Consider the following 26,028-nt stretch of genomic DNA (forward strand, 5'->3'; position numbering starts at 1 on the left):
GCTCGCGAACCGTAAGGTGGGCCATATGTCACGAGTTCTGCCAGAACTTTTCGCCGCCGCGGTCCGACGCGACGGCGGCGCTCCCTTCCTCACCTACTACGACGACGCGACCGGTGAGCGGATCGAGCTGAGCACCGTCACCACCGCGAACTGGGTCGCCAAGACCGCCAACCTGCTGGTCGACGAGTACGACCTGGAGCCCGGCGAGACCGTCGCGATCGGGTTGCCGCCGCACTGGCTCGGGGTCGTCTGGGCGCTCTCCACCTGGTCGGCGGGGGCCTCGCTCACCAGTGGCGCCGGCGCGCTCGCGATCACCGGCCCGGACTTCGCGATCCGCGGCGAGCGGGAGACCGTCGCGTCCGCGCTGCTGCCGCTCGGCGGCCGGTTCCGCGAGCCGCTCCCCGACGGCGTCCACGACTACGGCGCCGAGGTCTACAACCACCCGGACGTGTTCGTCCCGTTCGATCCACCGTCGCCGGCGTCACCGGCGTACGACGAACTGACGCACGACGACCTGATCAGTACGGCGGAACCCGTCGCGGACCGGATCCTGGTGACGCGCGACCTGGTCAGCCGGGACGGCGTGAGTCTGCTGGTCGGCGTGATCGCCGGGGGTGGTTCGATCGTGCTCTGCCGCAACCTCGACCAGGTGAAGCTGGAGCGGCGAGTGGCGGACGAGAAGGTCGACCGAGTGGTGGAGGACTGACACGTGCAGCGGTTCGAGGGACGGGTGGCGCTGGTCACCGCGGCAGCGCAGGGGATCGGCGCCGCGGTGGCGCGGCGGATCGCGGCCGAGGGCGGATCCGTGGTCGTGACGGATCTGCAGGAGGACAAGGTCGAACAGGTCGTCGCGGAGCTCGGTGAGCAGGCGATCGGCCTGCGGGTCGACGTGACGAACCGCGACGACGTGGACGCGGCGGTCGCGGCGGCGGTCGAGCGGTTCGGCCGGCTCGACGTGCTGGTGAACAACGCCGGCGGATGCGTCGTCACCTCGGTGCCCGAAGACGCGACCAGCGAGGAGTGGCACCAGCAGCTGGACCTCACGCTGGTCGGCGCGGCTCGCTGTATCCAGGCGGCGCTGCCGCACCTGGTCACAACCCGCGGCAGCGTGGTCACCATCAGCTCGGTGAACGGCATCGCCGCCTTCGGCAACATCGAGTACTCCGCCGCGAAGGCGGGACAGATCGCGATGTCGGTGAACTACGCGGCCCGGTACGGCGGTCTGGGCGTCCGCTTCAACGTGGTAGCGCCGGGCACCATCCGGACTCCCAACTGGGACAAGCAACCCGGGACGCTCGCGGAGTTCGGCAAGATGTATCCGCTCGGCCGCGTCGGCGAACCCGAGGACATCGCGGCCGCCGTCGCCTTCCTCGCCTCCGACGACGCCTCCTGGATCACCGGGCACACCCTCCCGGTCGAGGGCGGCGTCCTGACCGGCCCCGGCCTCCTCGACTTGACCCCGTCAGGCCACTTCCGCAAGGAGTACTGACACGGCCTACCCCTTCGGCCAGGCCTCCCAGGCGGTGGCGAACATGTCGTCGACCGTGTAGGTGTTCTTCCACTCCAGGTCGCGGGCGGCCAGGTCACCGGCGGCCACCACTCGGGAGGGGTCGCCGGGCCGTCGCGGGCCCTCGGTCGGGGTGAAGTCGATCCCGGTGACCCGGCGGGCGGCGTCCATGATCTGCCGGACCGACGTACCCGTGCCGCTGCCGAGGTTGTACACGCGCTCCAGCGTCTTCCCGGCCTCGAGCGCCCGCGCTGCCGCTACGTGCGCGCGGGCCAGGTCGGCCACGTGGACGTAGTCCTTCACCGATGTACCGTCCGGCGTCGGGTGATCGGTGCCGTAGATCTGCGGGGTCTTCCCCTGCGTCAACAGGTCGCACACGATCGGGAAGAGGTTGTACGGGCTGGCGTCGTACACCGATGGGTCCCCGGAGCCGACCACGTTGAAGTACCGCAGCGAGGTGTGGTGCAGCTCGACCGCGCGGGCCTGGTCCGCGAGCAGCCACTCCCCGACCAGCTTCGACTCACCGTACGGGCTCTGCGGGTCCGGCGACGTCTGCTCGGTGACGATCTCGTCCGCGGGCGTCCCGTAGACGCCGGCGCTGGACGAGAAGACGATGTTGCGGACCCCGGTGTCCGCCATCGCTTCCAGCAGCGACACCATCGCGGTCACGTTCTGCGTGTAGGTGTGCAGCGGCCGCTCCACCGACACACCGGCGTACTTGAACCCGGCCAGGTGGACAACCCCGCTGACCCCGTCCAGTGCGTCGCGGACCGCCGTACCGTCGAGGAGGTTCGACCGCACGAACCGGACGCCGTCCGGCACGAACTCCGCCTTGCCGCTGGACAGGTCGTCGATCACCACCACGTCGATACCGTCCGCGAGGAACGCGCGCACCACATGCGCGCCGATGTATCCGGCACCACCAGTCACGAGCCATGTCATGTCCTCGATCCTGACACCACACCGCAGCTCAGCGCGCACAGACGGGCCGAACCCGTACCATCAGGCAATGATCGGACTTGTGCTCGCGGCCGGCGCCGGCCGCCGCCTCCGCCCGTACACGGACACGTTGCCCAAGGCACTTGTCCCGATCGACTCTGACACCACTGTTCTCGACCTCACCCTGGCCAACTACGCCGAGGTCGGCATCACCGAGGTCGCCATCGTGGTCGGGTACGCCGCCGGGGCGGTCGAGTCCCGGGTGAAGGGCTTCCAGGAGCGGTACGGCGTCACGCTCGAACTGGTCCACAACGACAAGGCCGAGATCTGGAACAACGCCTACTCACTGTGGTGTGCCCGCGACCTGTTGTCGAACGGGGTCGTGCTCGCCAACGGTGACACTGTGCATCCGGCCTCGGTCCAGCGCGCGCTGCTCGACGCGCGTGGGGGCGACCGGCGGATCATCCTCGCGCTGGACACCGAGAAGAAGCTGGCCGAGGAGGAGATGAAGGTGATCTGGTCGGAGGCCGCCGGAGTCGAGCGGATCACCAAGCTGATGGACCCGGACACCGCCACCGGTGAGTACATCGGTGTCACCCTGATCGAGTCCACCGCCGCCGCCGCCCTCACCGAAGCGTTGCGGGAGACCTGGGAAAGCGATCCCCACCTGTACTACGAGGACGGTTACCAGATTCTGGTTGACCGTGGGTACCGGATTGATGGCGCCCCGATCGGCGCCGTCGAGTGGGTCGAGATCGACAACCACGACGACCTCGCACGTGCCCGGGAGATCGTATGTCCTACCTAGCCCGGATGATCCCCGCGCCGATCGTCATCGACGTCCGGCGCGGTGCTCTCGCCGACCTGCGCAAGATCCTCGCCGACCAGCGGATCTCCTCCTCCGGCCGGGTGGCCGTCGCCGTCGGGCAGACGTATGGACCGGTGGTGCGGGACAAATTCCACCACGGGTTGCCCGGTGCGGACTGGTTCACCGTGACCGGTGGCACCCTCGACGCGGCGATCAAGCTGGTCGAGAAGGTCCGGATGCAGCGGTACGACGCGATCGTCGGGATCGGCGGTGGCACCGTGCTGGACGTGACCAAGTTCGCGGCCGCGCGACTCGGGCTGCCGATGGTCGCCGTTGCGACGAACCTGGCTCACGACGGGTTCGCCTCCCCGATCTGCACGCTGGGCAACGACGCCGGCCGCGGCTCGTACGGCGTACCCGCGCCGGTCGCCGTTCTGGTCGACCTGGACCTGATCGGCCAGGCGCCGGCCCGGTCGGTGCGCAGCGGAATCGGCGAGATCGTCTCGAACCTGTCCGCGATCGCCGACTGGGAGACCTCGCACTGTGTGCGGGGCGAGGCGATCGACGGACTGGCGGTCTCGCTGGCCAGGACGGCCGCGCAGGCGGTGATGAACCACCCGGGCGGGATCGGCGACGACACGTTCCTGACCGCGCTGGCCGAAGGGCTGGTGCTGTCCGGGATCTCGATGGTCGTGGCGGGCTCGTCCCGGCCGTGTTCCGGCGCCTGCCATGAGATCTCGCACGCGATCGACCTGCTGTACCCGGGGCGGCGCGGGTTCCACGGCGAGCAGGTCGGCCTGGGGACGGCGTTCGCGTGGTTCCTGCGCGAGGATCTCGAACACTTCCACGCCACCGTGGACTGCCTGTACCGGCACGGCCTGCCGGTCCGGCCGGTCGAGCTCGGGTTCACGCTGGAGGAGTTCGCGGAGATCATCGCCTACGCACCGCAGACCCGGCCTGGCCGCTTCACCGTCCTGGAGGAGGCCGCCCTGACCCCCGACCGGATCATGGCCAAGGTCGCCGACTTCAACGACTACGCCTACGTCCGGACCACTCAGCCCGCGATCACCCCCGAAGGCCACAACCTCGACGCTTGACGCCTCTGTTTGGATGGCTGTCGTGGATCTTGACTGGCCGGGGTGCCGGAACGTGCGTGATGTCGGTGGACTGCCGACGGCTGACGGAGGCCGGGTTCGCGAGGGGGTGCTGATTCGCGCCGACAGCCTGCAGTTCCTGTCGCCCGAAGGCGTCGAAGCGGTCCGGCGGGCCGGCGTCGGGCGGATCCTGGATCTGCGCGGGGACGGTGAGGTGGCGGCGTGGCCGACGCCGTTCACCGACGACCCGTTGGGGGTTCGGCAGGCGTTGCAGGACCCGGCTGATCCGGACCACGGGCAGGCGACCATCGTGGCCGCCTGCACCTGGATGCTGGACCGGCGGCCGGAACTGTTCGCGGCGGCAGTGAAGGCGATCGCGGACGCACCCGACGGCGCGGTGGTGGTGCACTGCCACGGCGGCAAGGACCGGACCGGCATGGTTGTCGCGCTGGCGTTGAGCGTCGCCGGCGTACCCGAGGAAGAGATCATCGCCGACTACTTCCTCACCCAGGAGCGGATGGCGGCCTGGCTGGCCGAGCAACTCGCGGACGAGCCGGACGCCTCGAAACACCCCGAGATGATGGAGTTCCGCGACACCCGGGCCGAGTCGATGGTCGCGATCCTGCGCCACCTCGACGAGAAGTACGGCGGCCCCGAGCCCTACCTGCGCCACGGCGGCCTCACCGCCGACGACCTCGACCGGCTCCGCAAGCGCCTGACCTGAGTCACGACCGGGTCACACTGCGCAGTACATTGACCCTCATGCCGACCGCCGAGCCAACGACAGATCCGGCGGCGCTGGCCGAACGTTACGGGCTGACCAAGAGCTCGCTCCGCCCATCGCTCGGCGCCTACCTGCGCGAACTCTGGAGCCGTCGCCAATTCGTCGTCAGCTACGCGACCGCGCGGACCTACGCGATGTACGCCGGTGCTCGCCTCGGCTCGGTGTGGCAGGTGCTGACCCCGCTGCTCAACGCCGCCGTCTACTACCTCGCGTTCGGCGTCCTGCTCGGCACCAAGAACGGGATCGACAACTACGTCGCGTTCCTGCTCAGCGGCATCTTCGTCTTCACCTACACCCAGCGCTGCATGACCGAGGGATCGCGGTCGCTGGCCCTCAACCTGTCACTGATCCGGACGCTGCACTTCCCGCGCGCGACCCTGCCGCTGGCCTACGTGCTGAACGAGCTGAACCAGATGCTCGTCTCGATGGGCCTGCTGTTCGTCATCGTCGGCCTGACCGACGGACTCGCCTGGCGCTGGTTCCTCGTCGTACCCGCCCTGCTGCTGCAGACCATGTTCAACATCGGGATGACGCTGATCTTCGCCCGGATCGGTACCTTCGTCTCCGACATCAGCCAGCTGTTGCCGTTCGTCACCCGGACCTGGCTGTACGCGTCCGGGATCTTCTTCTCGCTGCCGGCCAAGCTGACCCAGGCGAACGCGCCGGACTGGGTGATCCACGTGCTCGCGTTCAACCCGATCTCGGCGTACATCGACATCGTCCGCCGCTCGCTCCTCGAGGAGCACGCCGTCAACCAGTTGCCGCACGCCTGGGCTATCGCGGTCGGGTGGTCGGTGGTCGCGCTGGCTGGTGGCTTCATGTACTTCTGGCAGGCGGAGGACCGCTATGGCCGTGGCTGATTCCGGGGCTGAACCGACGGTCATCGCCGACCGCGTGAACATCATCTACAAGGTGATCGCCGGACAGGGCGGCAAGGGTACGGCGGCCACCGCGTTCCGGCGGATCCTCAAACGCCAGGACCGGCCGACGATCCGCGAGGTGCATGCGGTCAAGGACGTCAGCTTCACCGCCTGCAAGGGCGACGCGATCGGCGTGATCGGGCGCAACGGCTCCGGCAAGTCGACGCTGCTGCGTGCGGTCGCCGGGCTGCTGCCGCCCGCGTCCGGGGCGATCTACACCGGCGGCCGGCCGTCGCTGCTCGGGGTCAACGCGGCGATGATGAACGACCTCACCGGCGACCGCAACGTCGTCCTCGGCTGCCTGGCGATGGGCATGTCCTCGGCCGAGATCGACCGGCGGTACGACGAGATCGTCGAGTTCTCCGGGATCGGCGAGTTCATCGACCTGCCGATGTCGACGTACTCGTCCGGGATGGCGGCGCGGCTGAAGTTCGCGATCGCGTCGGCCAAGGCGCACGACATCCTGCTCGTCGACGAGGCGCTGGCCACCGGGGACGCCGAGTTCCGGGTCCGCTCGGAACGCAAGATCCGGGAGCTGCGCGACCAGGCCGGCACGGTGTTCCTGGTCAGCCACAGCCTGGACGTCGTACTGGACACCTGCAACCGCGCACTGTGGCTCGACAAAGGCGTCCTCCGCCTCGACGGCCCCGCCGACGAGGTCGTGGCCGCCTACACGAAATCAACCCGCGGCTGACGGCTTCTCGCGCAGGCCGATCAGGAAGCCCAGGCCCCAGGAGACGTGCATCGTCGCGCAGACCAGCGGCATCCAGAACAAGGCCTTCCACGGCAGGTAGCGGCCCTCGACGGCCGAGCCGGCCAGCAGGAGCAACGCGTAACCGAGCGGGGCCAGGAAGCCCAGGTCGAGCCAGCTGTTGCCGGTGATCAGGCCGATGATGCCGAGGACGGTGCCGACCGCCAGCAGGATCACCGCGACCGGCGGCGCCAGGTAGCGCTTGCTCGCGGTCTCGGGATGCCGGCGGATCACCTCCCGGCGCCACTGGCCGGTGTGGAAGAACTGCTTCGCCACTGCGGCCAGCGAGGACCGCGGCCGGTAGGTGACGGACAGGTCCGGGCTGAACCAGATCAGCCCGCCGGTCTTGCGGATCCGGTAGTTCAGCTCCCAGTCCTGGGCCCGGTGCATGGTCTCGTCGAACCCGCCGACCCGCTCCAGCGCGGCCCGCCGGAACACGCCCAGGTAGACCGTGTCGGCCGGGCCCGCCTTACCGCCCTGGTGGAAGGTGGACGCGCCGAGCCCCAGCCGGGAGCGGTACGCGCAGGCGACCGCCATCTCGGTCGGCGTCCGGCCCTCGGCCGCCATCACCCCGCCGACGTTGTCCGCGCCGCTCTCGTCGAGCACCTCGACCGCGCGGGTGATGTAGCCGTCGGTGAGGGCACCGTGGCCGTCGACCCGGACCAGGATGTCGTGCTTGGCGTGTGCGATCCCGACGTTCAGCGCGGCCGGCGTCTTCCCGGTCGGGTTCGGCACGATCGTGATCCGTGGGTCGCGGTCGGCGAGCTTGTCCGCGATCTCCTGGGTCCGGTCCTTGCTCGGGCCGATGGCCAACACGACCTCCAGCTCACCGGGGTAGTCCTGTTCGAGGACGCGGCCGACCGCTTCCTCGAGATGGCGTTCCTCGTTCAGCACGGGCATCACGACGGACACGGGTGGCCAGTGGGACAGCGGCATATCAGGTCAGGCCTTACAGATCGAAGCGACGTCGTCGACGTCGTTGGTGGGTTTGGACGGTGAGCTGGTGGGTTTCGGGGTCTTCTTGGTGGTGCTGGTGGTCGGCTTGCTCGCGGGACTACTCGGAGTGCTCGAAGTCTTACCGTCTCCTTCCGAGCCCGCCTTGTCCAGCGCTTCCGACCGCGCGACCGCTTCGGAGACCTTGGTCCTGATCAGCGCGAAGTCGGGATCGCCGGTACGGATCAACGGCGGGACCGCGGAGAAGCTTGACACCGGGAGCTTCTTCGCGTCCAGCGCGAGATCGGTGAAGGTGCCCAGCTCCCCGGCCGGAATGTCGGTCTGGACCACTTGTTTGCTGGCCGCGGCGATGCCCTGGAACTTGGTCAGCACGGTCTGCGGCGACAACTGGTTCAGCATCGCCGACATCACGCACTTCTGCCGGGTCATCCGCTCGTAGTCGGTCGATCCTTCCCGGGACCGGGCGAACCAGAGTGCGTGGTAGCCGTCCAGGTGCTGGTTCGTGCCCGCCTCGATGTAGCCCTTGATCGGCGAGCTGCCGCCGCCGATCGGGACCCGCTTGCCGACGTCCAGGGTGATCCCGCCGACCGCGTTGAGCAGGTCCCGGAACCCGGCCAGGTCGATCAGCACGTAGTAGTTCACCTTCAGCCCGGTGATGCCCTCGACCGCCTGCCGGGTCGCGGTCACACCGGGGTTCGGATCGTTGGGGAACAGGTTCTTGTGCTCGGAGGCGTACATGTAGACACCGTTGAGCAGGCAGTTCGACCCACAGTTCTTCCACCTGAAGCCCTCGGGGAACTGCTTGGCCATCGCCGTACCGGCCGGGAACGGCACCTTGGCCATGTTCCGCGGCAGGCCGATCAGCACGGTCCGGCCGGTGTCGGCGTCGATACTGGCCAGCGTGATGCTGTCCGGCCGGGTGCCGATCCGGTCCGCACCGGAGTCGCCGCCGAGCAGCAGCACGTTGTAGCGGCCCTTCTCGGCCTTCGACTTCTGCCCGCTGCCGAACACGCTGGCGACGAAGTCACGCTGCGCGTTCACGATCACGCTGCCGTAGATCAGCGCGCCGACCACCGCGAACACCAGCACCGCGTCCAGGATGCTGGTGGCGAGCCGGTGGTTGCGCTCCAGCGTCAGCGGCTGGCCGAGCCGGTAGGCGTCGACGAAGAGCGCGGCCCAGCCGATCGCGAGCACGATCAGCAGGATCTGGATGAGCCGCAGGGTGCCCGGCCGGGCCATCAGGTTGATCGTGCCGGACCGCCACACCAGCGACAGCAGCACCAGGAAGACGACGATCGCGACCAGCCCGGCGATCACCCGCCAGGCCCATCGGCCGGCCCGCTTGCTGCCGGCCACGATCTGGGCGGACCCGGGCAGCACCAGGGTCATCAAGACCAGCGTCAACGCCCGCTTGAACCGCACCGGCTCGCTGAGACTGCGCAGGTCAGGCTTCTCCTGCGGCATGACGTCCTTCCGTTCTCCGTACGGCGGGCTGCTGCCCGACCGTACCTTGTCGTCCCCACCACCACTCGGTACGACGTGCCGAGCGGTGCAATGGTTCGAGCAGAGGCGGATCCGGAGACGAAGAGTAGCAGTCTTCTCACGCAGCGCAGGAAAACCCCTGCAGACACCCTGTGGACAGCGGGTTTCACGCAGTTGTCATGGTGAGCGAGGGGCGGATGCGTTACGAAGTCCTCCAAGCACCTTCCGTGAGGACAGGAAACCGCCCATGAAACTGTTCCGTACGCTCGTCGCCGCCACCGCGGCCGCCGCCATCACCCTGCTCGGCACCGGCGCGGCTCAAGCAGCCGAGACTGCCGCGCCGGGAGCCGACTTCACCGGGATCGCAGCACTCAGCAACTGCTCCGCCTCCCTGATCCGGTACGCCGAGTCCGCCGCCACCGATCGCGCCCTCGTGCTCACCAACGGCCACTGCTACGAAGGCGGGTTCCTGAACCCGGGCGTCGTACTGGTGAACCGCCCGTCGAGCCGCTCGATCACGCTGCTCCGGCCGGACTCCAGCCGGGCCGGCACGGTCCGGGCCAGCCGGATCCTCTACGGCACCATGACCAAGACCGACATGATCGTGTACGAGGTGAACGAGTCGTACGCGTCGATCAGGTCCCGGCTCAACGTCACGCCGCTGACCCTGGCCAAGCAGGGCCCGGCCGACGGCGCCGGGATGGCGGTCGTGTCCGGTTACTGGAAGCGCATCTACACCTGCTCGGTGCAGGCGACGATCCCGCAACTGCGCGAGGGCAACTGGACCTGGCAGAACTCGATCAAGTACCAGCAGCCCGGCTGCGAGACGATCGGCGGAACGTCGGGATCGCCGGTGGTGAGCACCACCACGGGTGAGGTGATCGGCGTGAACAACACCGGTAACGAGAACGGCGAACGCTGCACGCTGAACAACCCGTGCGAGGTCGACGCAGGAGGCAACATCACCGTCGACCAGGGCGCCGCCTACGGCCAGCAGACCTGGTGGCTCTACACCTGCCTGACCGCCAACCGCGCCATCGACCTCAACAAGTCCGGCTGCCAACTCCCGAAACCCGCCCGCCGGCGCTGACCGCCCCTCCCCATTTCGCTGGCTGACCCACGAGGTGGTGGGTTTTACACCCGGAATCACGGTGCGTAACCCACAACCGGCGTGGTCAGCCAGCGAAATGGCGCTACGAGTGACGCATTCCACTCGATATCCGGTAACGTCGCGGCGCATGGCAGTCGACTCTTCCACTGACCAAGTCAGCCGTACCAACTGGCCGAGCCCGTTCGGGGTCCGGACCCGCTTGGTCGCGTCCAGCGCGCTGATGCTCTTCCTCGAGCTCGCGCTGATCCGCTGGACCGGCTCGAACGTGGTCCATCTCAGCTACTTCTCGAACTTCGTGCTGCTCGGCTCGTTCCTGGGCATCGGCATCGGCATCCTCCGGTCCAGCCGGGCGAAGCGCCTGCCGTACTACTCCCCGATCATGCTCGGCCTGCTGGTCCTGGTCATCGCCTGGAAGCCGGTCACCGTCAACCGCGGCAGCTCCGAGAGCGTCATCTACTTCACCAGCCTGAACACCACCGGTCCGCCGGTCTGGGTGATCCTGCCGATCGTCTTCATCGCGGCCGCGGTGATCCTGGCCGGTCCGGCCGAGCTGGTCGGGCGGTGTTTCGCCGAGCTGCCGCGACTGACGGCGTACCGGTTCGACCTGGTCGGCAGCCTGATCGGGATCGTGGCCTTCACCGCGCTGTCGTTCCTGGGCGCGCCGCCGATCTGGTGGGGCGCGATCGTCACCTGGATGTTCGGCGCACTGATGATCCCGAGGACCGCCGGCTCCGGTCGCCGGGTAGTGGCCACCGGATTGAGCGCCGTGCTGACGCTGTCGCCGCTGCTGGTGATGATCGGCGTGCTGTTCCACGAGTCCCGGCAGCCGGAGAACAGCTGGTCGCCGTACTACAAGGTGCAGACCAAGAGCTACACCTGGCAGGGCGTGCCGCTGCTGACGATCACGGTGAACGGCGTACCGCACCAGCAGGCCATCCCGGCGGACGCCCGGTTGCAGTGGGAGCCGCAGTACGGCCTGCCGTACGAGCGGGCGAACGCCGGCAAGGCGCCGAAGAACGTGCTGATCATCGGTGCCGGTTCGGGTTCGGACGTCGCGATCGCGCTGAAGAAGGGCGCGGAGCACGTCGACGCGGTCGAGATCGACCCGCGGATCCGCGATCTCGGCAAGGAACTGCACCCGGACCGCCCGTACCAGGACCCGCGGGTGACGTCGCACATCGACGACGGGCGCGCGTTCCTGTCCCGGACGGACAAGAAGTACGACCTGATCCTGCTGGCGCTGCCGGACTCGCTGACGCTGGTGAACGGCGCGAGCTCGCTGCGGCTGGAGAGCTACCTGTTCACCGAGGAGGCGTTCAAGAGCGCCAAGGAGCACCTGAACCCCGGTGGCGCGTTCGCGATGTACAACTACTACCGCGAGACCTGGCTGATCGACCGGCTCGCGTCGACCGCGCAGACCGCGTTCGGGCACAAGCCGTGTGTCGACCAGGTCGGCGACGACCTGCAGCAGGCCGTCGTGACCGTCGGGCTGACCGAGGCCGACCAGACCTGTGGTGACAAGGAGTGGGCCGGGGCCACGTCGATCACCCCGCCGCCCGCGACCGACAACCGGCCGTTCCTGTACCTGTTCACCGACCGGATCCCGTCGCTCTACCTGGTCACGCTCGGCCTGATCATGGTGGCCGGCCTGATCGGGGTCGGGATCGCCGGCGGCGGTTCGTCGTACCGGCGGATGCGCCCCTACGCCGACCTGTTCCTGCTCGGCGCCGGCTTCATGCTGCTGGAGACCAAGAGCATCACCGGCTTCGCCTTGCTGTTCGGTACGACGTGGGTGGTGAACGCGATCGTGTTCGCCGGCGTCCTGGTCGCCGTACTGGCCGCGGTCGAAGTGACCAGACGGTTCCGGACACCACCGTTGAAGGTGATGTACGTCGTCCTGTTCGGCGGGCTGGCGTTGTCGTGGATCTTCCCCGACGAGTGGCTGCTCGGGATGCCGGTCGGCCTACGGGCGGTGGTCGCGGTGCTCATCGCGTTCCTGCCGATCTTCGCCGCGAACGTGATCTTCGCCAAGCGGTTCACCGACACCGCGGATGGGACCGCGTCGTTCGGCGCGAACCTGCTCGGCGCCATGCTCGGTGGCTGCCTCGAGTACGCGGCCCTGCTGATCGGCTTCGACGGGCTGCTGATCGTCGCTGCGCTGCTCTACGTGGGAGCGTTCCTGCTGACGCCGAAGGTCCGCGCCGCGGTCCGGACTTAGCGGTCCAGGGTTAGCGGTCCAGGGTTAGCGGTGCGGGGCTAGCGGTCCAGGGTTTGCGGTGCGGGCCTAGCGGTCCTGCGGGCGGTCCGGGTTCGGGCCGGGGTGGTAGGGCTGGAAGTTCGGGTTCGGCGAAGCCGGGAAGGTGGTCCCGGGTGACGGATAGTTGCCCGGGGCACCTTGCCCCGGCCCGCCGCCCGGGAAGGTGTTGCCGGGGAACGTGTTGCCCGGGCGGTCGCGCCGGCGTTTCTTCACCGAGCTGACGACCAGGAGCACGATGCCGAGGCCGAGGAAGATCAGGAACGAGAAGATCGCGCCGAGGATCGAGACGACGAAGGCGACGACCGACATCTTCGGCCCGGCGGCGTACGTCGCACCGGTCTCGTCGTCGGTGCAGGAGATGGTGTAGTCACCGGCCGGCACGGTCTCGGCCGAGCGGGCGACGACGTACCAGGTCTCGGAGTTGACCGTGATCTGCTCCGAGCCGGACGGCCGGGTGAGTGGGACGTCGGCGCCGCTGGAGTCCTTCGCCTGGCAGGGCGGCGTGAGCACCGGCACCGACGAGTAGATCGTCAGGCCTTCCCTGTCGAGCTGGACGACGCCGTCCTCCACCGGCTGCGGCATCGCCGGAGCCGTCGCGACGATCCGGTAGACGAAGAATCCGGTCAGCCCGAGCCCGATCACGAAGCACGCGATCGCGACCCAGGTCAACGTTTTCCTCGGAGCCGGAGCCGGAGCCGCCTGCCCAGGGTGAGTGCTCATGCCTGAACCGTAGCGGCACGCCGGTCTACGGTACGCCGAGCAACCGCAGGCCGGCCGCGGTCGCGGCGGCAGCCACCACCACAAGCACGAACGGCGCGCGCCGCCAGGCGAGGACGCCACCGACCAGCACCCCGGCCGGGCGGGCGATCCCCGCCGGCCCATGGCCGTCCATCAGCGCGGACGTCGCGACCAGCGCCGCGAGCAGCACGATCGCCGCGGCGCCGAGGAACTGCTGCGTCCGCTCCGGCACCTCGAACCGGCTGCGCATCAGCGGCCCGGCGATCCTCAGCGAAAAGGTGCCCACGGCAAGGATCGCGATCGCGGTCAGCAGGACTGGCGTGCTCATCGGGACACCTCCAGCGCGGGTTTGTTCGCGCGGTAGAACACCAACCCCACCAGGGCGAGCAGCACCGGCAGCCCGGCCGGCAGGAACGGCGTTGCGGCCAGCGCGACCACGGTCCCGGCCAGAGCCGCCGTACGTGTCGGCTTGTCGCGTAGGGCAGGCAGCACCAGCGCCAGCAGCACGGCCGGGAACGCCGCATCCAGCCCGAACACGTCGGTGTCTGTGATCACGGTCCCGGCCAGTCCGCCGACCAGGACGCCGACGTTCCAGCAGACGAAGATCCCGATCCCGGCGGCCCAGTAGGCGGCCCGCTTGTGCCGCAGGTCGTCCTGGCCGAGCGCGAACGCGACGTTCTCGTCCGTCATCAGGTGGCTGCCCGGCACCCGGCGCCAGCCGCCGCCGATCACGTCACTGACCGCGAGCCCGAACGCGACGTGCCGGGTGTTCACCAGCACCCCGGCGACCATCGCCGCGATCGGGCTTCCGCCGGCCGCCACGATCCCGACGAACAGGAACTGCGACGCGCCCGCGAACACCACGATGGACAACACCACCGGCACCCACAGCGGCAGGCCGCCGCCGACGCTGATCGCGCCGTACGAGAGCCCGACCACGCCGTCGGCCAGGCAGACCAGCGCGATGTCCCGGGCCAGCCCAGGGTCCAATGTTCGCCAGATCGAACGCATGGTCACTATAATGAACAGCGGACCGCCTGTTCGTCAAGCCGAACGATCAGACCGATGGAGCGAACACCGATGGACAGCAAAGCACCTCTCGACGTCATCGCTGCCTCGTTGCGCCGTCACCGCGCCCGGGCGGGCCTGTCGCTCAGCGAGGTGGCCAAGCGGGCCGGCGTGGCGAAGTCCACGCTGTCTCAACTGGAGTCGGGCACCGGCAATCCGAGCGTGGAAACCCTCTGGGCCCTCGCGGTCGCACTCGACACCCCGTTCGCAGCACTGCTCGACCCACCCCGCCCCAAAGTCCAGGTGATCCGCGCCGGCGAGGGCCCGGTCATCTACTCCGACCAGGCCGAGTACGCCGCCACCCTGGTCGCATCCTCTCCCCCGAACGCTCGCCGCGACATCTACCGCATCGCCGCCTCCCCCGGGCCCGGCCGGAAGTCCGAACCGCACATGCCAGGCGTCGTCGAACACGTCGTACTCAGCTCCGGCCGAGCCCTGGTCGGACCGGCCGACGCTCCTATCGAGCTCAGCCCAGGCGACTACATCGCCTACCCCGGCGACCTCCCGCACATCTTCCAGGCCCTGGACGAAGGCACCTCCGCCGTCCTGGTCTCCGAGCATGTCTGAGCCCGCCGGTTCTGTCACCGATGGCGGGTTACAGCACGCCGGCGATCAGACAACCCGCCATCGATGCCCTTGGCAACAAGTCACACCTTGCGGCCGACGCCGCCGGCGATGCACTCCTCGACCTGGTTGAGGGGCTTGACCCGCGGGCCGTCCGGCCACCAGTCGTCGCACAGCACCAGGCCCGGCGGGACGAACTCCTGGTCGGGGAACAGCGACAGCAGTTGCTCGCGGGTGCGGAACATCCCACTGCCCATCGGGCTGTGGATGAACTTCTCCTCCATCTTCCGCGCGATCTCGGAGTGCTCCGGGGTCTCCGGGTCGAAGAAGTGGGCGATCACCGTGTACGACCCCGGCACGACGGCGTCGACGTACTTCTGCATGATCGCGGCCGGGTCGTCGCCGATGTAGTGGTGGAGGGTGCCGTTCTGGATCACCGCGATCGGCTTGCTGAAGTCGAGGAACTCGCGCACGTCGTCCAGGCCGAGCACCTCGTCGGGCTCGAAGATGTCGGCGCTGACGAACAGGGTGTTGTCGTTCTCCTCCAGCAGCGCGCGGCCGTGCGCGATCACCACCGGGTCGTTGTCGATGTAGAGCACCTTGGCCTCGGGCCTCAGCCGCTGCACCACCTGGTGGGTGTTCTCCGCGGTCGGCAGGCCGGAGCCGCAGTCGAGGTACTGCGTGATGCCCGCCTGGCCGGCCAGGAAGCGGCAGGCCCGGATCAGGAAGTTCCGGTTGGACCAGGCGAGGTCGTTGACCTGCGGCGCCACGGTGGCGACCTGACGCAGCACCTGACGGTCGACCTCGTAGTTGTCCTTGCCGTTCAGCGCGGCGTCGTACACCCGGGCGATGCTGGCCCGGGTGGTGTCCACGCCCACCGGAATCGAACTGGGTGCCTTGGTGGCATCGGCCATCAGCGAACCTCGCAGGACTCGGGAAGTCTGTGCGAAGACTCTACTGAGAGTGAGGTTCGATGGACACCTCGTGCCTGCGCGGCGGGTGCGACCGGGTCACAATCTGTTGTGAAATGATCGATTGGCGGCGTCGACGACTTCTGGGGAGATGAGGGTGACTGAGCCGGGTGCGTACGGCGGACCGACCGCCCTGCGCATCATGCTGGGAGCTCACCTGCGCCGGCTCCGCGAGGAAGCCAACCTCAGCCGGAGCGACGCCGGCTGGGCCATCCGCGGTTCGGAGTCGAAGATCAGCCGGCTCGAGCTCGGCCGGGTCGGCTTCAAGGTCCGCGACGTCGACGACCTGCTCACGCTCTACAAACTGGACGACCAGGCCGAGCGCGAACGCCTGCTCGACCTGGCCCGGGAGGCGAACAACCCCGGCTGGTGGCAGCGGTACGACGACGTCACGCCGACCTGGTTCCACTCCTACCTAGGCCTGGAGATGGCGGCCGACCTGATCCGTACCTTCGAGCTCCAGTTCATCCCAGGCCTGCTGCAGACTCCGGAGTACGCCCGGGCCGTGTTCCAGCTCGGCCGGGACAAGCCGATGCCGATGGACGAGCGGGAGCGCCTGGTCACGTTGCGGATGTCGCGTCAGCAGGTGCTCACCCGGCCGCGGCCGGCCCGGTTGTGGGCCGTCATCGACGAGGCGGTGCTGCGCCGGCCGATCGGCAACAAGGAGATCCTCAAGGCGCAGCTGGAGCACCTGATCGTGGCGTCCAAACGGCACAACGTCACGCTGCAGATCATCCCGTTCGCCAAGGGCGGGTACTGCGCGACCGGCGGCGCGTTCACCCTGCTGCGGTTCCACGACGCCGACCTGCCGGACATCGTCTACATCGAGCACCTCACCAGTGCCGTCTACGTGGACAAGCGCGACGAGGTCGACGGCTACACCATCACGATGGACACCCTGTCGATCTCCGCCGCCCAGCCGCGCGAGACCGAACGCCTGATCCGCAACGCCATCGACCTCCTCTGAGCCGCCATTTCGCTGGTGGACCCACCAAGTGGTGGGTTTGCTACCCGGGTTCACGGTGGCAAACCCACCACTTGGCTGGCCTACCAGGGAAATGCGGCGGGAGGAAGCAGCCGGCAAGGGTCAGCTGGCGAGGGGGCGGGGTTTGGCGGTGGGGCCGGGGCGGATGGCTACCTCGCGGGCTTCGGGTTCGTGGCCGGCTTCGCAGCGCAGTACGACGCTGACTTGCTCGCCGCAGTCGCGATGCCGGGGGACGATCGGCGGGCCACCGTCGAGGGGCAGGTACTGATCGCCCCACTGGATCATCGCGACCAGCACCGGGTAGAGGTCGAGCCCTGCCTGGGTGAGGCGGTACTCGTACCGCTCCCGCTGGCCGGGGAGGCGATAGGGGTGCCGGCGTAACAGGCCGCGCTCGATCAGCGCGGCGAGCCGCTCGGTCAGCACCTGCCGCGGAATCCCGGCCCGGACCCGGATGTCCTCGAACCGCCGGACGCCCACGAACAGCTCGCGCAGCACGTGGAACGTCCACTTGTCACCAAGGATCTGCATCGTCCGCGAGATCGTGCAGTTCTCGGTCGACCAGTTCATCGCCTCGGGCACCTGCGCACTCATACCTCGAGGATAAGTCCGCTTGACAGACTCAGCCAAGTCAGGCAAGGCTGAATCCGTGAACCAGACTCAGCCGCCGCAGATCCGCCCGGCCGGTGAACCCGACGCGGAGGACCTGACCACGATGCTCATGGGGCTGAGCGATCTCAGCCTCTACTTCCGGTTCCAGACCGCCATCGGCCGCCCGCCGCGGCCCGCGCAGGTGCTGCGCATGCTCTGCCCGTCCGGGCAGGCGTGGGTCGCCACTCGCAGCGACGCGATCGTCGGCCACGCCATGTGGGCGTGGGCGCCTGCCGGCGGAGAGCCGACCGCCGAGCTCGCCGCGGTCATCAGCGAGGCGGAGCAGCGGCGCGGTCTCGGCGTACGGATGCTGTCGATCGCGGCCGCGGACGCCGTCGCGGCGGGTGCGACCCGGTTCCTGTTCGTGGTCAGCCCGGCCAACGACCTGACCGCCCGGATGATCCGCCGCCGCTGGCCGGACGCAGGCGTCGAACGCGACGGCACCCTGCTCAACTTCCTCGTGTCAGCGAAGACCTCGGAAGAACGCCCGGATGTCGTCGACCAGCAGGTCCGGGGCTTCGAGAGCGGCGAAGTGACCGCCGCGGGTGAACTCCGACCAGTGGACGATGCGGTGCCGGCGCTCTAGCACCCGCCGAATCGCCGGATCGGTCGGAAACACCGCGATCCCGGTCGGCACACCGGACGGCTCGGCCGGATCGTCAATCGCCGAACGGTTCTCGTAGTACAGGTTGGCCGACGACGCACTGGTGTTGGTGAACCAGTAGATCGACGCATCCGTCAGCAGGTGGTCGAGCTCGACCGCGTCCTCAGGTAACGCACGGGCCGGATCGGTCCACTCCCAGAACTTCTCCACGATCCAGGCCAGTTGCCCGACCGGCGAGTCGCTCAAGCCGAACGAGACCGTCTGCGGCCGTGTCCCCTGCTCCTCGGCATACCCGGTCCCCACCTCGCGCAGTCGTTCGGCCGCCGCGAGTCGCGCGCGTTCCACCTCGCTCAGCTGCTCGAGGTCACCGGGCTCGATCGGCGGAAACGCCAACCCACCATTGATGTGTACGCCGATCACGTGGGACGCGTCGACGTGACCGAGCAGGGGCGACACAACCGATCCGGTGTCTCCGCCTTGAGCGCCGTACCGCTGATAGCCCAACCGGCGCATCAACTCGGCCCACGCGTGCGCGATCCGGCGATGGTTCCACCCCGGCGACTCCAGCGGCACCGAGAACCCGTGGCCGGGCACCGACGGCGCGACCACATGAAAGGCGTCGCGCGGATCACCGCCGTACGACGCCGGGTCGGTGAGGGGACCGAGGATCGGCAGGAACTCGGCGACCGACCCCGGCCAGCCGTGCGTGAGGATCAACGGCAACGCATCGGCTTCCGGCGATCGCACGTGCAGGAAGTGGATCGTCTGCTCGTCGATCGTGGTCGTGAACTGTGGATACTCGTTGAGCCGCGCTTCCCAGATACGCCAGTCGTACGCCGTCCACTGCCGCACCAACTGCTGCAGGTACTCGACCGGAACGCCGCGCTCCCACCCGGCGCCGGGCAGTTGCCGCGGCCAGCGAATCCGCCGCAGTCGCTCGGCCAGGTCGTCCAGCGCCTCGTCCGGGACGTCGATCCTGAACTCTCGCATGAGCCGAACCTACGTGGCCGGAATACACCGCGACCGCAGCAGGGTTGCAGTCGAGATGATCCTCGTGACAGGTGCCACCGGGAACCTCGGCCGCGAACTCATGGCCCGGCTGCCCGCGGACGGGGTCCGCGCCCTCGACCGCGGCGCCGGCGCCGACCTCAGCCGGCCCGAGACGCTGGCCGAACCGCTCCAGGCCGTGGACACGGTGTTCCTGATCTGGCCCTTCCTCACCGCCGATGGCGCAACGGCGACGCTCGACGTGATCGCGCGGCACGCCCAACGGGTCGTCTACCTGTCCTCGACCGCCGTCCGCTTCGGCCGCGACACCGACCCGATCACCAGGCTGCACAGCGATCTCGAGCAAGCCGTCCAGCAGTCCGGCCTGGAGTGGACCATCCTGCGCGCCGACACCTTTGCGTCCAACGCGCTGGGCTGGGCCGGCCAGCTTCGCGCCGGCGACGTCGTACGCGGGCCTGACAGCGCCGCGACCGCTGTGATCGACCCCGCGGACATCGCCGCGGTAGCCGAACGCCTCCTCCGGCAACCCCAGCCCGGCACGACGCATACCGTGACCGGGCCAGAGGTGCTCAGCCGCGCCGACCAGGTCGCGATCTTGGGTACGGCGCTCGGCCGCCGACTCACCTTCGCACCGACGCCGTTGGACGAGGCCCGCGCACAACTGCTCGCCGACGGTCGCCCGCAGGCGTTGGTCGACGCGCTCATCGACAGCGCTGCGAACCGTCCACCGTCCGATCTCGTCACGACGACCGTGAGCGACCTGACCGGCCGGCCCGCCCGTACCTTCCGTGAGTGGGCCGACCGGCACGTCGGTGCGTTCAGTCCGGGCAGCGAGTGGACGCCGTACACGGGTCCGTCGTGCGTGAATGGGAGCTCGTCCAGCTCGGCCGCCCGGCGCAGGGTGGGGATCCGGTGGTAGAGCGTGCCGTAGCCGACCTGCAACTCCATCCGGGCCAGTGGTTGCCCAAGGCACTGATGTACGCCGAGGCCGAAGACGACGTGGTGCCGGGCGTCGCGGTGCGTCCTCAGGTGCTGCCGACCAACCTCGCGCCGATGGTGTTCGGGTTCGCGCTGTCCGCCATGTCGCTGGTCCAGCAGCCTGATGCGCTCGATCGGCACCTCGGTCTCCAGCGCCGTCGCCGGGGTCATGCTGGCCCAGCTCACCATCGAACTCGGCGGCTACACCCTGCCCTCGCAGAACGGCTTCCGGGTCGTCCTGATCATCGGAGCCGCCGCTCTGGCCGCCCTCGCCATCGCCGCCTTCACCCCCACCCGCCGTCCGGCGGACGTCATCGAGCCGGCAACCGCTCAGGCCGCCCCCGCCACGGTTTCCTGACCGGGAAGCTTCTCATCGGCGAGGTATGGCGCATACTGGAACCCTGATGGATTCTTACCGCGCGACGACGCGTCGTCACCTCTCCACGAGCCCCTTCAAACCCCGCGTGCCGGACCCGATCAAGGTCTTCGAGGTCGACCAGCGCGTGTCCCACGACAAGGAAGGCCTGGGCCGGATCAGCTCGGTCGACGGCAGCGGCCACGCGGTCGTCGTCGACTTCGGCGGCGGCAAGCTGATGCGCGTCCTCGCCCCCTTCCCCAAACTTCACGCCCTCTGACGTCCACCTCGCTCACCCTCGCCGTCCGGCACCGACACCTGGCGAGGGGATATCCACCGAAGGTGTGTCGTCTCCCCTCGTAGGCAAGGGGAACACCACCCGCGGGGATGTCCCCTCGAACGGTCAGTCGGACAGGAACGCCAGGGTTCGTTGCAGGAGGAGGTTGGCGGCGGCTTCGTCGTACGACGGGAGGGACGAGTCGGCGAACAAGTGTTCCTTGCCGGGGTAGAGGAAGAGCTCGGCCTGGTCGGCGGCAGCGACCAGAGCCCGGGCGGCGTCGAGGTCGCCGCCTTCCTCGGTGAAGAACGGGTCCTGGTCCATGCCGTGGATCTGCACCGGTACGCCGTCCGGCCAGCCGCCGTACTCCTCGATCGGCAGGCAGGCGTGGAAGAACAAGGCTCCCTTGGCGCCGGCGCGGGTCTGGGCCAGCTGTTGTGCAGCCATCACGCCGAGTGAGAACCCTGCGTAGACGAGCGCTTCGGGGAGCTCGTCGGCTGCGCGGATGCCGCGTTCGTTGACGGTCCCGAAGCCGGTGGTCCGCGCGTACTCCAGCCCTTCGTCGAGGGTGCCGAACGTGTTCCCGTCATACAGGTCGGGCAGGTGGACGATGTGGCCCGCCTGCCGTAGTTCCTCGGCGAAGGCCTTCACGCCCTCGGTGAGTCCCTGCGCGTGGTGGTACAGCACGACCTCGGCCATGATTCGCTCTCACTTTCCAGCTTCGTGTTCCGGCGTACCGGCGAATGATCCAAATATCTCGAACGATTGGCGATGTTAGTCTAATCCGATCATGTCGATCAATACTCCGGTGCCGGACTACGAGCTCGAGGACACGATCGAGCTCACCACCGCCGAGCAGGTCCGGGCGATCAGCGACCCGCTGCGGACGACGATCCTCGGCCTGCTGCACGAGCGGGCCGCGACCGTGACCGAGCTGGCGACCGCGGTCAAACGGCCGAAGAGCACAGTGGCGCACCACGTGAAGGTCCTGACGGACGCCGGGATCCTGCGAGTGGTCCGGACCCGGCGCGTCCGGGCCATCGAGGAACGCTTCTACGGTCGCGCCGCGCGGATGTTCTACGTCGGCCTCGGCCGTTCCGGACCGGACGGCGAGCAGCTACCGCCGGACTTCAACGACTTCGAGGTCGCCGCGAAGGAGTCCACCCCCGCGTACGACGCCGGCCAGCTGCGGTCCTTCATCCGGCACGCCCGGATCCCGGAGGAGCGCGCCGCCGAGTTCTGGCAGCAGGTCGACCGGATCATCCACGAGTTCGACCAACTCCCCCGCGCCGGCGACACCACCTACGGGTTCACCGTCGGCCTCTACCCCATCCTCGACTACCCCACGCTCCCCCCGCCCGCGGACGAAGGCGACTGACCCCGGACGGATCAGAGGAAGTCGAGCAGGCTTCGGACAAGGTCCTCAGGCGCTTGCTCGGCGACGTGGTGGCCGGACTTGATCCCGTGACCATCGACCTGCCGGCACCACGGCTGCCACACGGCGACGACGTCACCGTAGATCTGCTCCATGTCGTCCTCGGTCGACCACAGCACGCGCGTAGGACACTCGATCTTCCGGCCCGCGGCCCGGTCGGCCTCGTCGTTGCGGCGGTCGATGCCCAAGCCGGCGCGGTAGTCCTCCAGCATCGCGTGCACGGTGGCCGGGTCCCGGATCGCCGCCAGGAAGTCCGCATGATTCTCCGGTCCCAGCCGATCCGGCGAGTTCGTGGTCCAGGCGCCGTACCAGGTCTCCGGATCGGCGCAGATCACCCGCTCGGCAGGCTTCTCGGATTGCGCGAAGAACCACCAGTGCCACCACGCCGCGGCGAACTCGGCACGACACCGTTCGAGCGCTTCGACGACCGGCACGCTGTCCATCACGACCAGCTTCGTCACCCGCTCCGGATGGTCCAGCGCGGTCCGATAGGCGACGTACGATCCGCGATCATGGCCGACGACCGCGAACCGGTCCTGTCCGAGCGCCTCCATCAAACCGGCCACGTCGGCGGCCATCGCCCGCTTCGAGTACGGCGTATGGTCCGCATCCGTCAGCGGTTTGGCCGACTTCCCGTACCCGCGCAAGTCAGGACAGACCACCGTGAACCCGGCCGACGCGAGTCCCGGCGCGACGGCGTACCACGTGGTGTGAGTCCGCGGATGCCCATGCAACAGCACCACCGCCGGCCCACTCCCACCATGCCGGACCCGAACACGCTGACCACCAACGTCGAGCTCCTCCAGCTCAAACCCCTCGAACATGGCGCCCCAGTACCCAGTCCCGAACCTCGACACCGCTGACCTGCACGAGCAGGATCAACCGAGGCTCCTTTTGATCGTTGAGCACTTCGGTCTCAGCTCACCGCCCCGCAACTTCGCTGAACGTTGCCGATGGCAAGCTGCTAGGGTCCGGCCGGCTCAGCGCGGCCAGTTGGTTCGCCAGATCATTCGGCTGCGCATCATCCGCGGGGTGTCGCGCGCGTTCGGTGCGATCGAGTGGAGGACCCAGGGATGGGTGAGATAGACGTCGCCAGCCTGTCCAGTGAGCTCAACCACTCGGACCGGAATGCCGTCCAGGTCCGCCTCGGTCATCAACTCGGCGGCGCTGGCCCTGTCCTCGCGAGTCAGGTGAAGAAACCACGAGTGGGAAGCCAGAACCTGATCGCGGACCATCCTGAAGTCCCGCTCGCGGGTGCTGTTCAGGTACCGGGCGATCACCCGATGGGAGCCGGCAACCTGCGGTGTACCGCCACCACCGGGTTCGAGGTCACCCAGGAGAGCCCAGACTTTGACGCCCACCAGTTCGTCCTGTGGGAGCTCGAAACCGACATCCGTGTGCCACTGCCGATGCGGTACCGACCAGGGCTCGCCGGTCGGCAGGGTGACCAGGACCTGTCCTTGGTGCGGCGGCTCGGTCCAACCCGCTGGACCGAACAGCTGGTCGAGCGCTGTCCGGAGCGGTGGGCCGAGAATCGCATTCGCCGCTGGATCCTTCTTGGTGGCCGTCAGTTTTGTCGGCCGGGCCGGCGTCCAGGTACTGCGGTCGTCTCGCAGCATCCCGTACCTCTCGGCCAACTCGTGCCAGAGCACGTCCCGCATCCGGGCCGCGTCTTCGCCCGCGAACGCACCCGGGATCCGCACGATTCCGTCCCGCGTGAACTCCTCCAACTGAACCTCGCTGAGCATCTCCCCATGCTGAGCCGCCTGGCCTGCGCCCGCCACTCATATTTCTCTGTCTGAGTCCCCGCGGCCTAGTCCGCTGCCCGGCCTCAACTGGCCGTTCCGTCCCCAGCCGTCACCATCGGTCCAGTTCGTGCCTAGCCTCCGTCGTGGCGAACTGCGGGGTCGAGAAAGCGGAGTAGTCTCGGCGATCATGAGGACCGTCGAGCCGCCGCGCGACGTACTGGCGAGACGGGACGGAGCCTCGGCTTCGGCGGGATGCGACCGAAAGTCTCGGCCGTGAGGTGGTTGGCTGAGGGCTCGCCCGTAGCGGTTGCCGAGGCGCTGAGGCAGGTCGCGCCCGGGCTGGGGGACTACCCGATCGCGGTTCGCGAGCTGGCGGGCAAGGATGAGCCCCTGTGGTGGTCAGCGAGCGCGGTCGTCGGCGAGCGGTTCGTCGTGAAGTTCGCGTGGTCGCGTCCCGCCGCGCTCCGGCTGGCGCATGAGATTTCCGTCTTGGCGGCGTTGGCGCAGGAGCCGGCGGTTCCGTTCCTGCCGGACGTGGTTGCCAGCAGCACCGATCCACTGCTCTTGGTGACCAGGCTGGTGCCGGGCAAGGCGCTGTTCGATGTCGTGGACTCGCTCGACCGGGACCAAGTGGGTCGGCAACTGGCCTGCTTCCTGGGTGAGTTGCACCAATCGGGGACCCGGGAGCGCGTCGAAGCCGTCGTCGGTGAGCTTCCCGGTGCGTCACTGCAACCAGCCACGACCGACGTCTTGCGCGACCGGTTCGTGAGATGGGCTCGTCCAGATCAGCGTCCCGCTGTCATGCGGTGGTGTGACTGGGCGGACGAAGTGCTGGCGACGCCGCGCCCGAGTGTGCTGGTGCACGCCGATCTCCATGGCGGCAATCAGGTATGGGACGGTGAGCAGCTCCGCGTGGTCGTCGACTTCGAGACCGCCGGTCTCGCCGAGGCCGAGTACGACCTGCGTGCGTTCCCCGGAACGGGTCCGGGTGTCGAGTTGCTGACTGCCACCCTGCGCCACTACACCCAGATCACCGGCCGCGAGCTGGCAGTCGATCGGGTGATGGCCTGGCATCTGCGCACAGCTCTCGCCGATGCACTGTGGCGCAGTGAAGCGGGCGTCCCACTCCCGGATCACCGAACACCGCCGGCCTGGGTCGATGACCTCGCCAAGCGATTCACCGCACTGGGCATTGACCCGGACACGCCACTACCCGCGAAGAGCGTGAAACACCTTTGATGACGGAGGATCTGACACGCGTCGACGCCGGGGGTTGATCTACCGTATTTCGGGCAGTCACAGCCGGCGTACTGGAAAGTGCTCGAAGAAAACCGTGAGGTGGTGTCGGATCGGGGCCGATGTGTTCGTAGCAGGGGTGAGCGGGCGCCGGCGAGGGCGCCCGACGTACTCAAGGAGAGCATCATGACCGCTACCTACACCTTCGACATCTTTTCCAGCCTCGACGGCTACGGCTCCCACAGCGGCGACTGGGGTGGCTATTGGGGTAAACAAGGCCCCGAGTTTCTCGACCGGCGCCTCGCCTTGTACGAGGAGGAGCAGCGGATGGTCTTCGGGGCCAATACCCATCGGCAATTCATGGAGATGCTGGCCTCGAGTCCCGAGGAATCCGAGGTCCATGACCCATGGATCACCCGGATGAGAAACCTGCCGGCAACGGTGGTGTCCACCACCCTCGAAGGACCGCTCGACTGGCCGGACGCGACCCTCGTGAGCGGGGACGCCGTCGACGTCGTCGCCCGGCTCAAGGAAGAGTCCGACGTGCCGTTGCGCTCACACGGCAGCCTGTCGCTGAACCGGTCGCTGATGGCCGCCGGCTTGGTCGACCGCGTCCAGGTCACGCTCTTCCCCGTGATCACCGGCCAGACCGGAGTGCACCCGATCTTCCAGGGTGCAGCCGACCTCGACCTCGAACTGATCGAGAGCCGCACCCTCGACGGCCACACCCAAGAACTCATCTACCGGCCCACCCTGCATGTCTGACTCCGCTCATGCAGCGACCTCGACGAACGAGGCCCGCGGAG

Annotated in this window: 29 protein-coding genes and 2 pseudogenes; 18 read left to right on the forward strand and 13 right to left on the reverse strand. The window is 68.4% G+C overall.

The window, feature by feature from the left end:
* Positions 1–25: 25 nt before the first annotated feature.
* Together AB0F43_RS08930 and AB0F43_RS08935 are read left to right on the forward strand one after the other, a co-directional pair.
* Complete coding sequence (locus tag AB0F43_RS08930) at positions 26–706, forward strand: TIGR03089 family protein (protein ID WP_360472750.1); 681 nt, start codon at positions 26–28, stop codon at positions 704–706.
* Positions 707–709: 3 nt separating this feature from the next.
* Positions 710–1,489, forward strand: coding sequence for an SDR family NAD(P)-dependent oxidoreductase (locus AB0F43_RS08935; protein ID WP_360472753.1), 780 nt, complete (start codon positions 710–712; stop codon positions 1,487–1,489).
* Positions 1,490–1,495: 6 nt separating this feature from the next.
* On the opposite strand, the gene galE is transcribed toward AB0F43_RS08935, so the two are convergent.
* Positions 1,496–2,449, reverse strand: a complete 954-nt coding sequence (galE, locus tag AB0F43_RS08940; protein ID WP_360472755.1) for a UDP-glucose 4-epimerase GalE — start codon at positions 2,447–2,449, stop codon at positions 1,496–1,498.
* Positions 2,450–2,516: 67 nt separating this feature from the next.
* On the opposite strand from galE, the gene AB0F43_RS08945 reads away from it, so the two are divergent.
* The 5 genes from AB0F43_RS08945 to AB0F43_RS08965 are packed head-to-tail and all read left to right on the forward strand — an operon-like array spanning position 2,517 to position 6,746.
* Positions 2,517–3,254 (forward strand): phosphocholine cytidylyltransferase family protein, encoded by a 738-nt coding sequence (locus AB0F43_RS08945; protein WP_360472757.1) that lies wholly within the window; start codon positions 2,517–2,519, stop codon positions 3,252–3,254.
* Entirely contained in the window at positions 3,242–4,351 is a 1,110-nt protein-coding gene (locus tag AB0F43_RS08950) for an iron-containing alcohol dehydrogenase family protein (RefSeq protein WP_360472760.1), read from the forward strand. The genes AB0F43_RS08945 and AB0F43_RS08950 overlap by 13 nt, the downstream gene beginning before the upstream one ends.
* Positions 4,352–4,364: 13 nt before the next feature.
* Entirely contained in the window at positions 4,365–5,072 is a 708-nt protein-coding gene (locus AB0F43_RS08955) for a tyrosine-protein phosphatase (protein ID WP_360472763.1), read from the forward strand.
* Positions 5,073–5,110: 38 nt separating this feature from the next.
* Positions 5,111–5,992 carry an ABC transporter permease gene (locus AB0F43_RS08960; protein ID WP_360472765.1) on the forward strand — a complete coding sequence of 294 codons (882 nt, stop codon included), beginning with the start codon at positions 5,111–5,113 and terminating at the stop codon, positions 5,990–5,992.
* Entirely contained in the window at positions 5,985–6,746 is a 762-nt protein-coding gene (locus AB0F43_RS08965; RefSeq protein WP_360472768.1) for an ABC transporter ATP-binding protein, read from the forward strand. The genes AB0F43_RS08960 and AB0F43_RS08965 overlap by 8 nt, the downstream gene beginning before the upstream one ends.
* Here AB0F43_RS08965 and AB0F43_RS08970 read toward each other — a convergent pair.
* Entirely contained in the window at positions 6,732–7,733 is a 1,002-nt protein-coding gene (locus tag AB0F43_RS08970) for a glycosyltransferase family 2 protein (RefSeq protein ID WP_360473074.1), read from the reverse strand. The two genes, AB0F43_RS08965 and AB0F43_RS08970, sit on opposite strands and share 15 nt — an antisense overlap.
* A 12-nt stretch (positions 7,734–7,745) precedes the next feature.
* Positions 7,746–9,221, reverse strand: coding sequence for an LCP family protein (locus AB0F43_RS08975; protein ID WP_360472771.1), 1,476 nt, complete (start codon positions 9,219–9,221; stop codon positions 7,746–7,748).
* 265 nt (positions 9,222–9,486) lie between these two features.
* Here AB0F43_RS08975 and AB0F43_RS08980 point away from each other — a divergent pair, with 265 nt between their 5' ends.
* Together AB0F43_RS08980 and AB0F43_RS08985 are read left to right on the forward strand one after the other, a co-directional pair.
* Positions 9,487–10,329: a serine protease gene (locus AB0F43_RS08980; protein WP_360472774.1), complete on the forward strand. Its 843-nt coding sequence runs from the start codon at positions 9,487–9,489 to the stop codon at positions 10,327–10,329.
* A 148-nt stretch (positions 10,330–10,477) separates the two neighbouring features.
* The gene (locus AB0F43_RS08985; RefSeq protein ID WP_360472776.1) at positions 10,478–12,568 is read left to right on the forward strand and encodes a spermidine synthase; all 2,091 of its coding nucleotides are present in this window, start codon (positions 10,478–10,480) and stop codon (positions 12,566–12,568) included.
* A 66-nt stretch (positions 12,569–12,634) separates the two neighbouring features.
* Here AB0F43_RS08985 and AB0F43_RS08990 read toward each other — a convergent pair whose 3' ends face one another.
* From AB0F43_RS08990 to AB0F43_RS09000, 3 genes are read right to left on the reverse strand one after another with little or no spacing between them, the layout of a single operon-like run.
* Positions 12,635–13,327, reverse strand: a complete 693-nt coding sequence (locus tag AB0F43_RS08990) for a hypothetical protein (RefSeq protein WP_360472779.1) — start codon at positions 13,325–13,327, stop codon at positions 12,635–12,637.
* Positions 13,328–13,352: 25 nt separating this feature from the next.
* Positions 13,353–13,673 carry an AzlD domain-containing protein gene (locus tag AB0F43_RS08995; RefSeq protein WP_360472782.1) on the reverse strand — a complete coding sequence of 107 codons (321 nt, stop codon included), beginning with the start codon at positions 13,671–13,673 and terminating at the stop codon, positions 13,353–13,355.
* Complete coding sequence (locus tag AB0F43_RS09000) at positions 13,670–14,356, reverse strand: AzlC family ABC transporter permease (RefSeq protein ID WP_360472784.1); 687 nt, start codon at positions 14,354–14,356, stop codon at positions 13,670–13,672. Before AB0F43_RS09000 ends, AB0F43_RS08995 begins: the two co-directional genes overlap by 4 nt.
* Positions 14,357–14,410: 54 nt before the next feature.
* On the opposite strand from AB0F43_RS09000, the gene AB0F43_RS09005 reads away from it, so the two are divergent.
* Positions 14,411–14,980: an XRE family transcriptional regulator gene (locus AB0F43_RS09005; protein WP_360472787.1), complete on the forward strand. Its 570-nt coding sequence runs from the start codon at positions 14,411–14,413 to the stop codon at positions 14,978–14,980.
* 80 nt (positions 14,981–15,060) lie between these two features.
* Here the strand turns inward: AB0F43_RS09005 and AB0F43_RS09010 are convergent, their stop codons facing one another.
* The gene (locus tag AB0F43_RS09010) at positions 15,061–15,891 is read right to left on the reverse strand and encodes an SAM-dependent methyltransferase (RefSeq protein ID WP_360472790.1); all 831 of its coding nucleotides are present in this window, start codon (positions 15,889–15,891) and stop codon (positions 15,061–15,063) included.
* Between the two features lie 148 nt (positions 15,892–16,039).
* On the opposite strand from AB0F43_RS09010, the gene AB0F43_RS09015 reads away from it, so the two are divergent.
* Positions 16,040–16,915 carry a helix-turn-helix transcriptional regulator gene (locus AB0F43_RS09015; RefSeq protein WP_360472792.1) on the forward strand — a complete coding sequence of 292 codons (876 nt, stop codon included), beginning with the start codon at positions 16,040–16,042 and terminating at the stop codon, positions 16,913–16,915.
* A gap of 120 nt (positions 16,916–17,035) precedes the next feature.
* On the opposite strand, the gene AB0F43_RS09020 is transcribed toward AB0F43_RS09015, so the two are convergent.
* Positions 17,036–17,524 (reverse strand): helix-turn-helix domain-containing protein, encoded by a 489-nt coding sequence (locus AB0F43_RS09020; protein WP_360472795.1) that lies wholly within the window; start codon positions 17,522–17,524, stop codon positions 17,036–17,038.
* A 208-nt stretch (positions 17,525–17,732) separates the two neighbouring features.
* On the opposite strand from AB0F43_RS09020, the pseudogene AB0F43_RS09025 reads away from it, so the two are divergent.
* Positions 17,733–17,969, forward strand: a pseudogene (locus AB0F43_RS09025) (GNAT family N-acetyltransferase); the annotation flags it as partial.
* 75 nt (positions 17,970–18,044) lie between these two features.
* On the opposite strand, the gene AB0F43_RS09030 reads toward AB0F43_RS09025, so the two are convergent.
* A complete protein-coding gene (locus AB0F43_RS09030) occupies positions 18,045–19,175 on the reverse strand; it encodes an epoxide hydrolase family protein (protein WP_360472797.1) in 1,131 nt (376 codons plus the stop codon).
* Positions 19,176–19,230: 55 nt separating this feature from the next.
* On the opposite strand from AB0F43_RS09030, the gene AB0F43_RS09035 reads away from it, so the two are divergent.
* On the forward strand, positions 19,231–20,112 hold the full coding sequence (locus AB0F43_RS09035; RefSeq protein WP_360472800.1) for an NAD(P)H-binding protein: 882 nt from the start codon (positions 19,231–19,233) through the stop codon (positions 20,110–20,112).
* Between the two features lie 14 nt (positions 20,113–20,126).
* Here AB0F43_RS09035 and AB0F43_RS09040 read toward each other — a convergent pair.
* A pseudogene (locus AB0F43_RS09040) lies at positions 20,127–20,360 on the reverse strand (cytochrome P450); the annotation flags it as partial.
* Between AB0F43_RS09040 and AB0F43_RS09045 the strand changes: the two are divergent.
* Both AB0F43_RS09045 and AB0F43_RS09050 read left to right on the forward strand, forming a co-directional pair.
* Positions 20,296–20,529, forward strand: a complete 234-nt coding sequence (locus AB0F43_RS09045) for a hypothetical protein (RefSeq protein ID WP_360472802.1) — start codon at positions 20,296–20,298, stop codon at positions 20,527–20,529. The pseudogene AB0F43_RS09040 and the gene AB0F43_RS09045 overlap by 65 nt on opposite strands.
* A gap of 46 nt (positions 20,530–20,575) precedes the next feature.
* The gene (locus AB0F43_RS09050) at positions 20,576–20,806 is read left to right on the forward strand and encodes a hypothetical protein (protein ID WP_360472805.1); all 231 of its coding nucleotides are present in this window, start codon (positions 20,576–20,578) and stop codon (positions 20,804–20,806) included.
* A gap of 123 nt (positions 20,807–20,929) precedes the next feature.
* Here AB0F43_RS09050 and AB0F43_RS09055 read toward each other — a convergent pair whose 3' ends face one another.
* Positions 20,930–21,502 (reverse strand): dienelactone hydrolase family protein, encoded by a 573-nt coding sequence (locus AB0F43_RS09055; protein ID WP_360472808.1) that lies wholly within the window; start codon positions 21,500–21,502, stop codon positions 20,930–20,932.
* Positions 21,503–21,593: 91 nt separating this feature from the next.
* Between AB0F43_RS09055 and AB0F43_RS09060 the strand changes: the two genes are divergently transcribed.
* Positions 21,594–22,181, forward strand: a complete 588-nt coding sequence (locus AB0F43_RS09060) for a winged helix-turn-helix domain-containing protein (RefSeq protein ID WP_360472811.1) — start codon at positions 21,594–21,596, stop codon at positions 22,179–22,181.
* Positions 22,182–22,192: 11 nt separating this feature from the next.
* Here the strand turns inward: AB0F43_RS09060 and AB0F43_RS09065 are convergent, their stop codons facing one another.
* Both AB0F43_RS09065 and AB0F43_RS09070 read right to left on the reverse strand, forming a co-directional pair.
* The gene (locus AB0F43_RS09065; protein WP_360472814.1) at positions 22,193–23,062 is read right to left on the reverse strand and encodes an alpha/beta hydrolase; all 870 of its coding nucleotides are present in this window, start codon (positions 23,060–23,062) and stop codon (positions 22,193–22,195) included.
* 156 nt (positions 23,063–23,218) lie between these two features.
* The gene (locus AB0F43_RS09070; protein WP_360472816.1) at positions 23,219–23,986 is read right to left on the reverse strand and encodes a phytanoyl-CoA dioxygenase family protein; all 768 of its coding nucleotides are present in this window, start codon (positions 23,984–23,986) and stop codon (positions 23,219–23,221) included.
* Between the two features lie 273 nt (positions 23,987–24,259).
* Here AB0F43_RS09070 and AB0F43_RS09075 point away from each other — a divergent pair, with 273 nt between their 5' ends.
* Together AB0F43_RS09075 and AB0F43_RS09080 are read left to right on the forward strand one after the other, a co-directional pair.
* Positions 24,260–25,225, forward strand: coding sequence for an aminoglycoside phosphotransferase family protein (locus tag AB0F43_RS09075; RefSeq protein WP_360472819.1), 966 nt, complete (start codon positions 24,260–24,262; stop codon positions 25,223–25,225).
* 183 nt (positions 25,226–25,408) lie between these two features.
* On the forward strand, positions 25,409–25,987 hold the full coding sequence (locus tag AB0F43_RS09080; RefSeq protein ID WP_360472822.1) for a dihydrofolate reductase family protein: 579 nt from the start codon (positions 25,409–25,411) through the stop codon (positions 25,985–25,987).
* Positions 25,988–26,028: the final 41 nt, after the last annotated feature.

The sequence above is a fragment of the Kribbella sp. NPDC023972 genome (genome assembly GCF_040639075.1).
Classification (GTDB): Bacteria; Actinomycetota; Actinomycetes; order Propionibacteriales; family Kribbellaceae; genus Kribbella.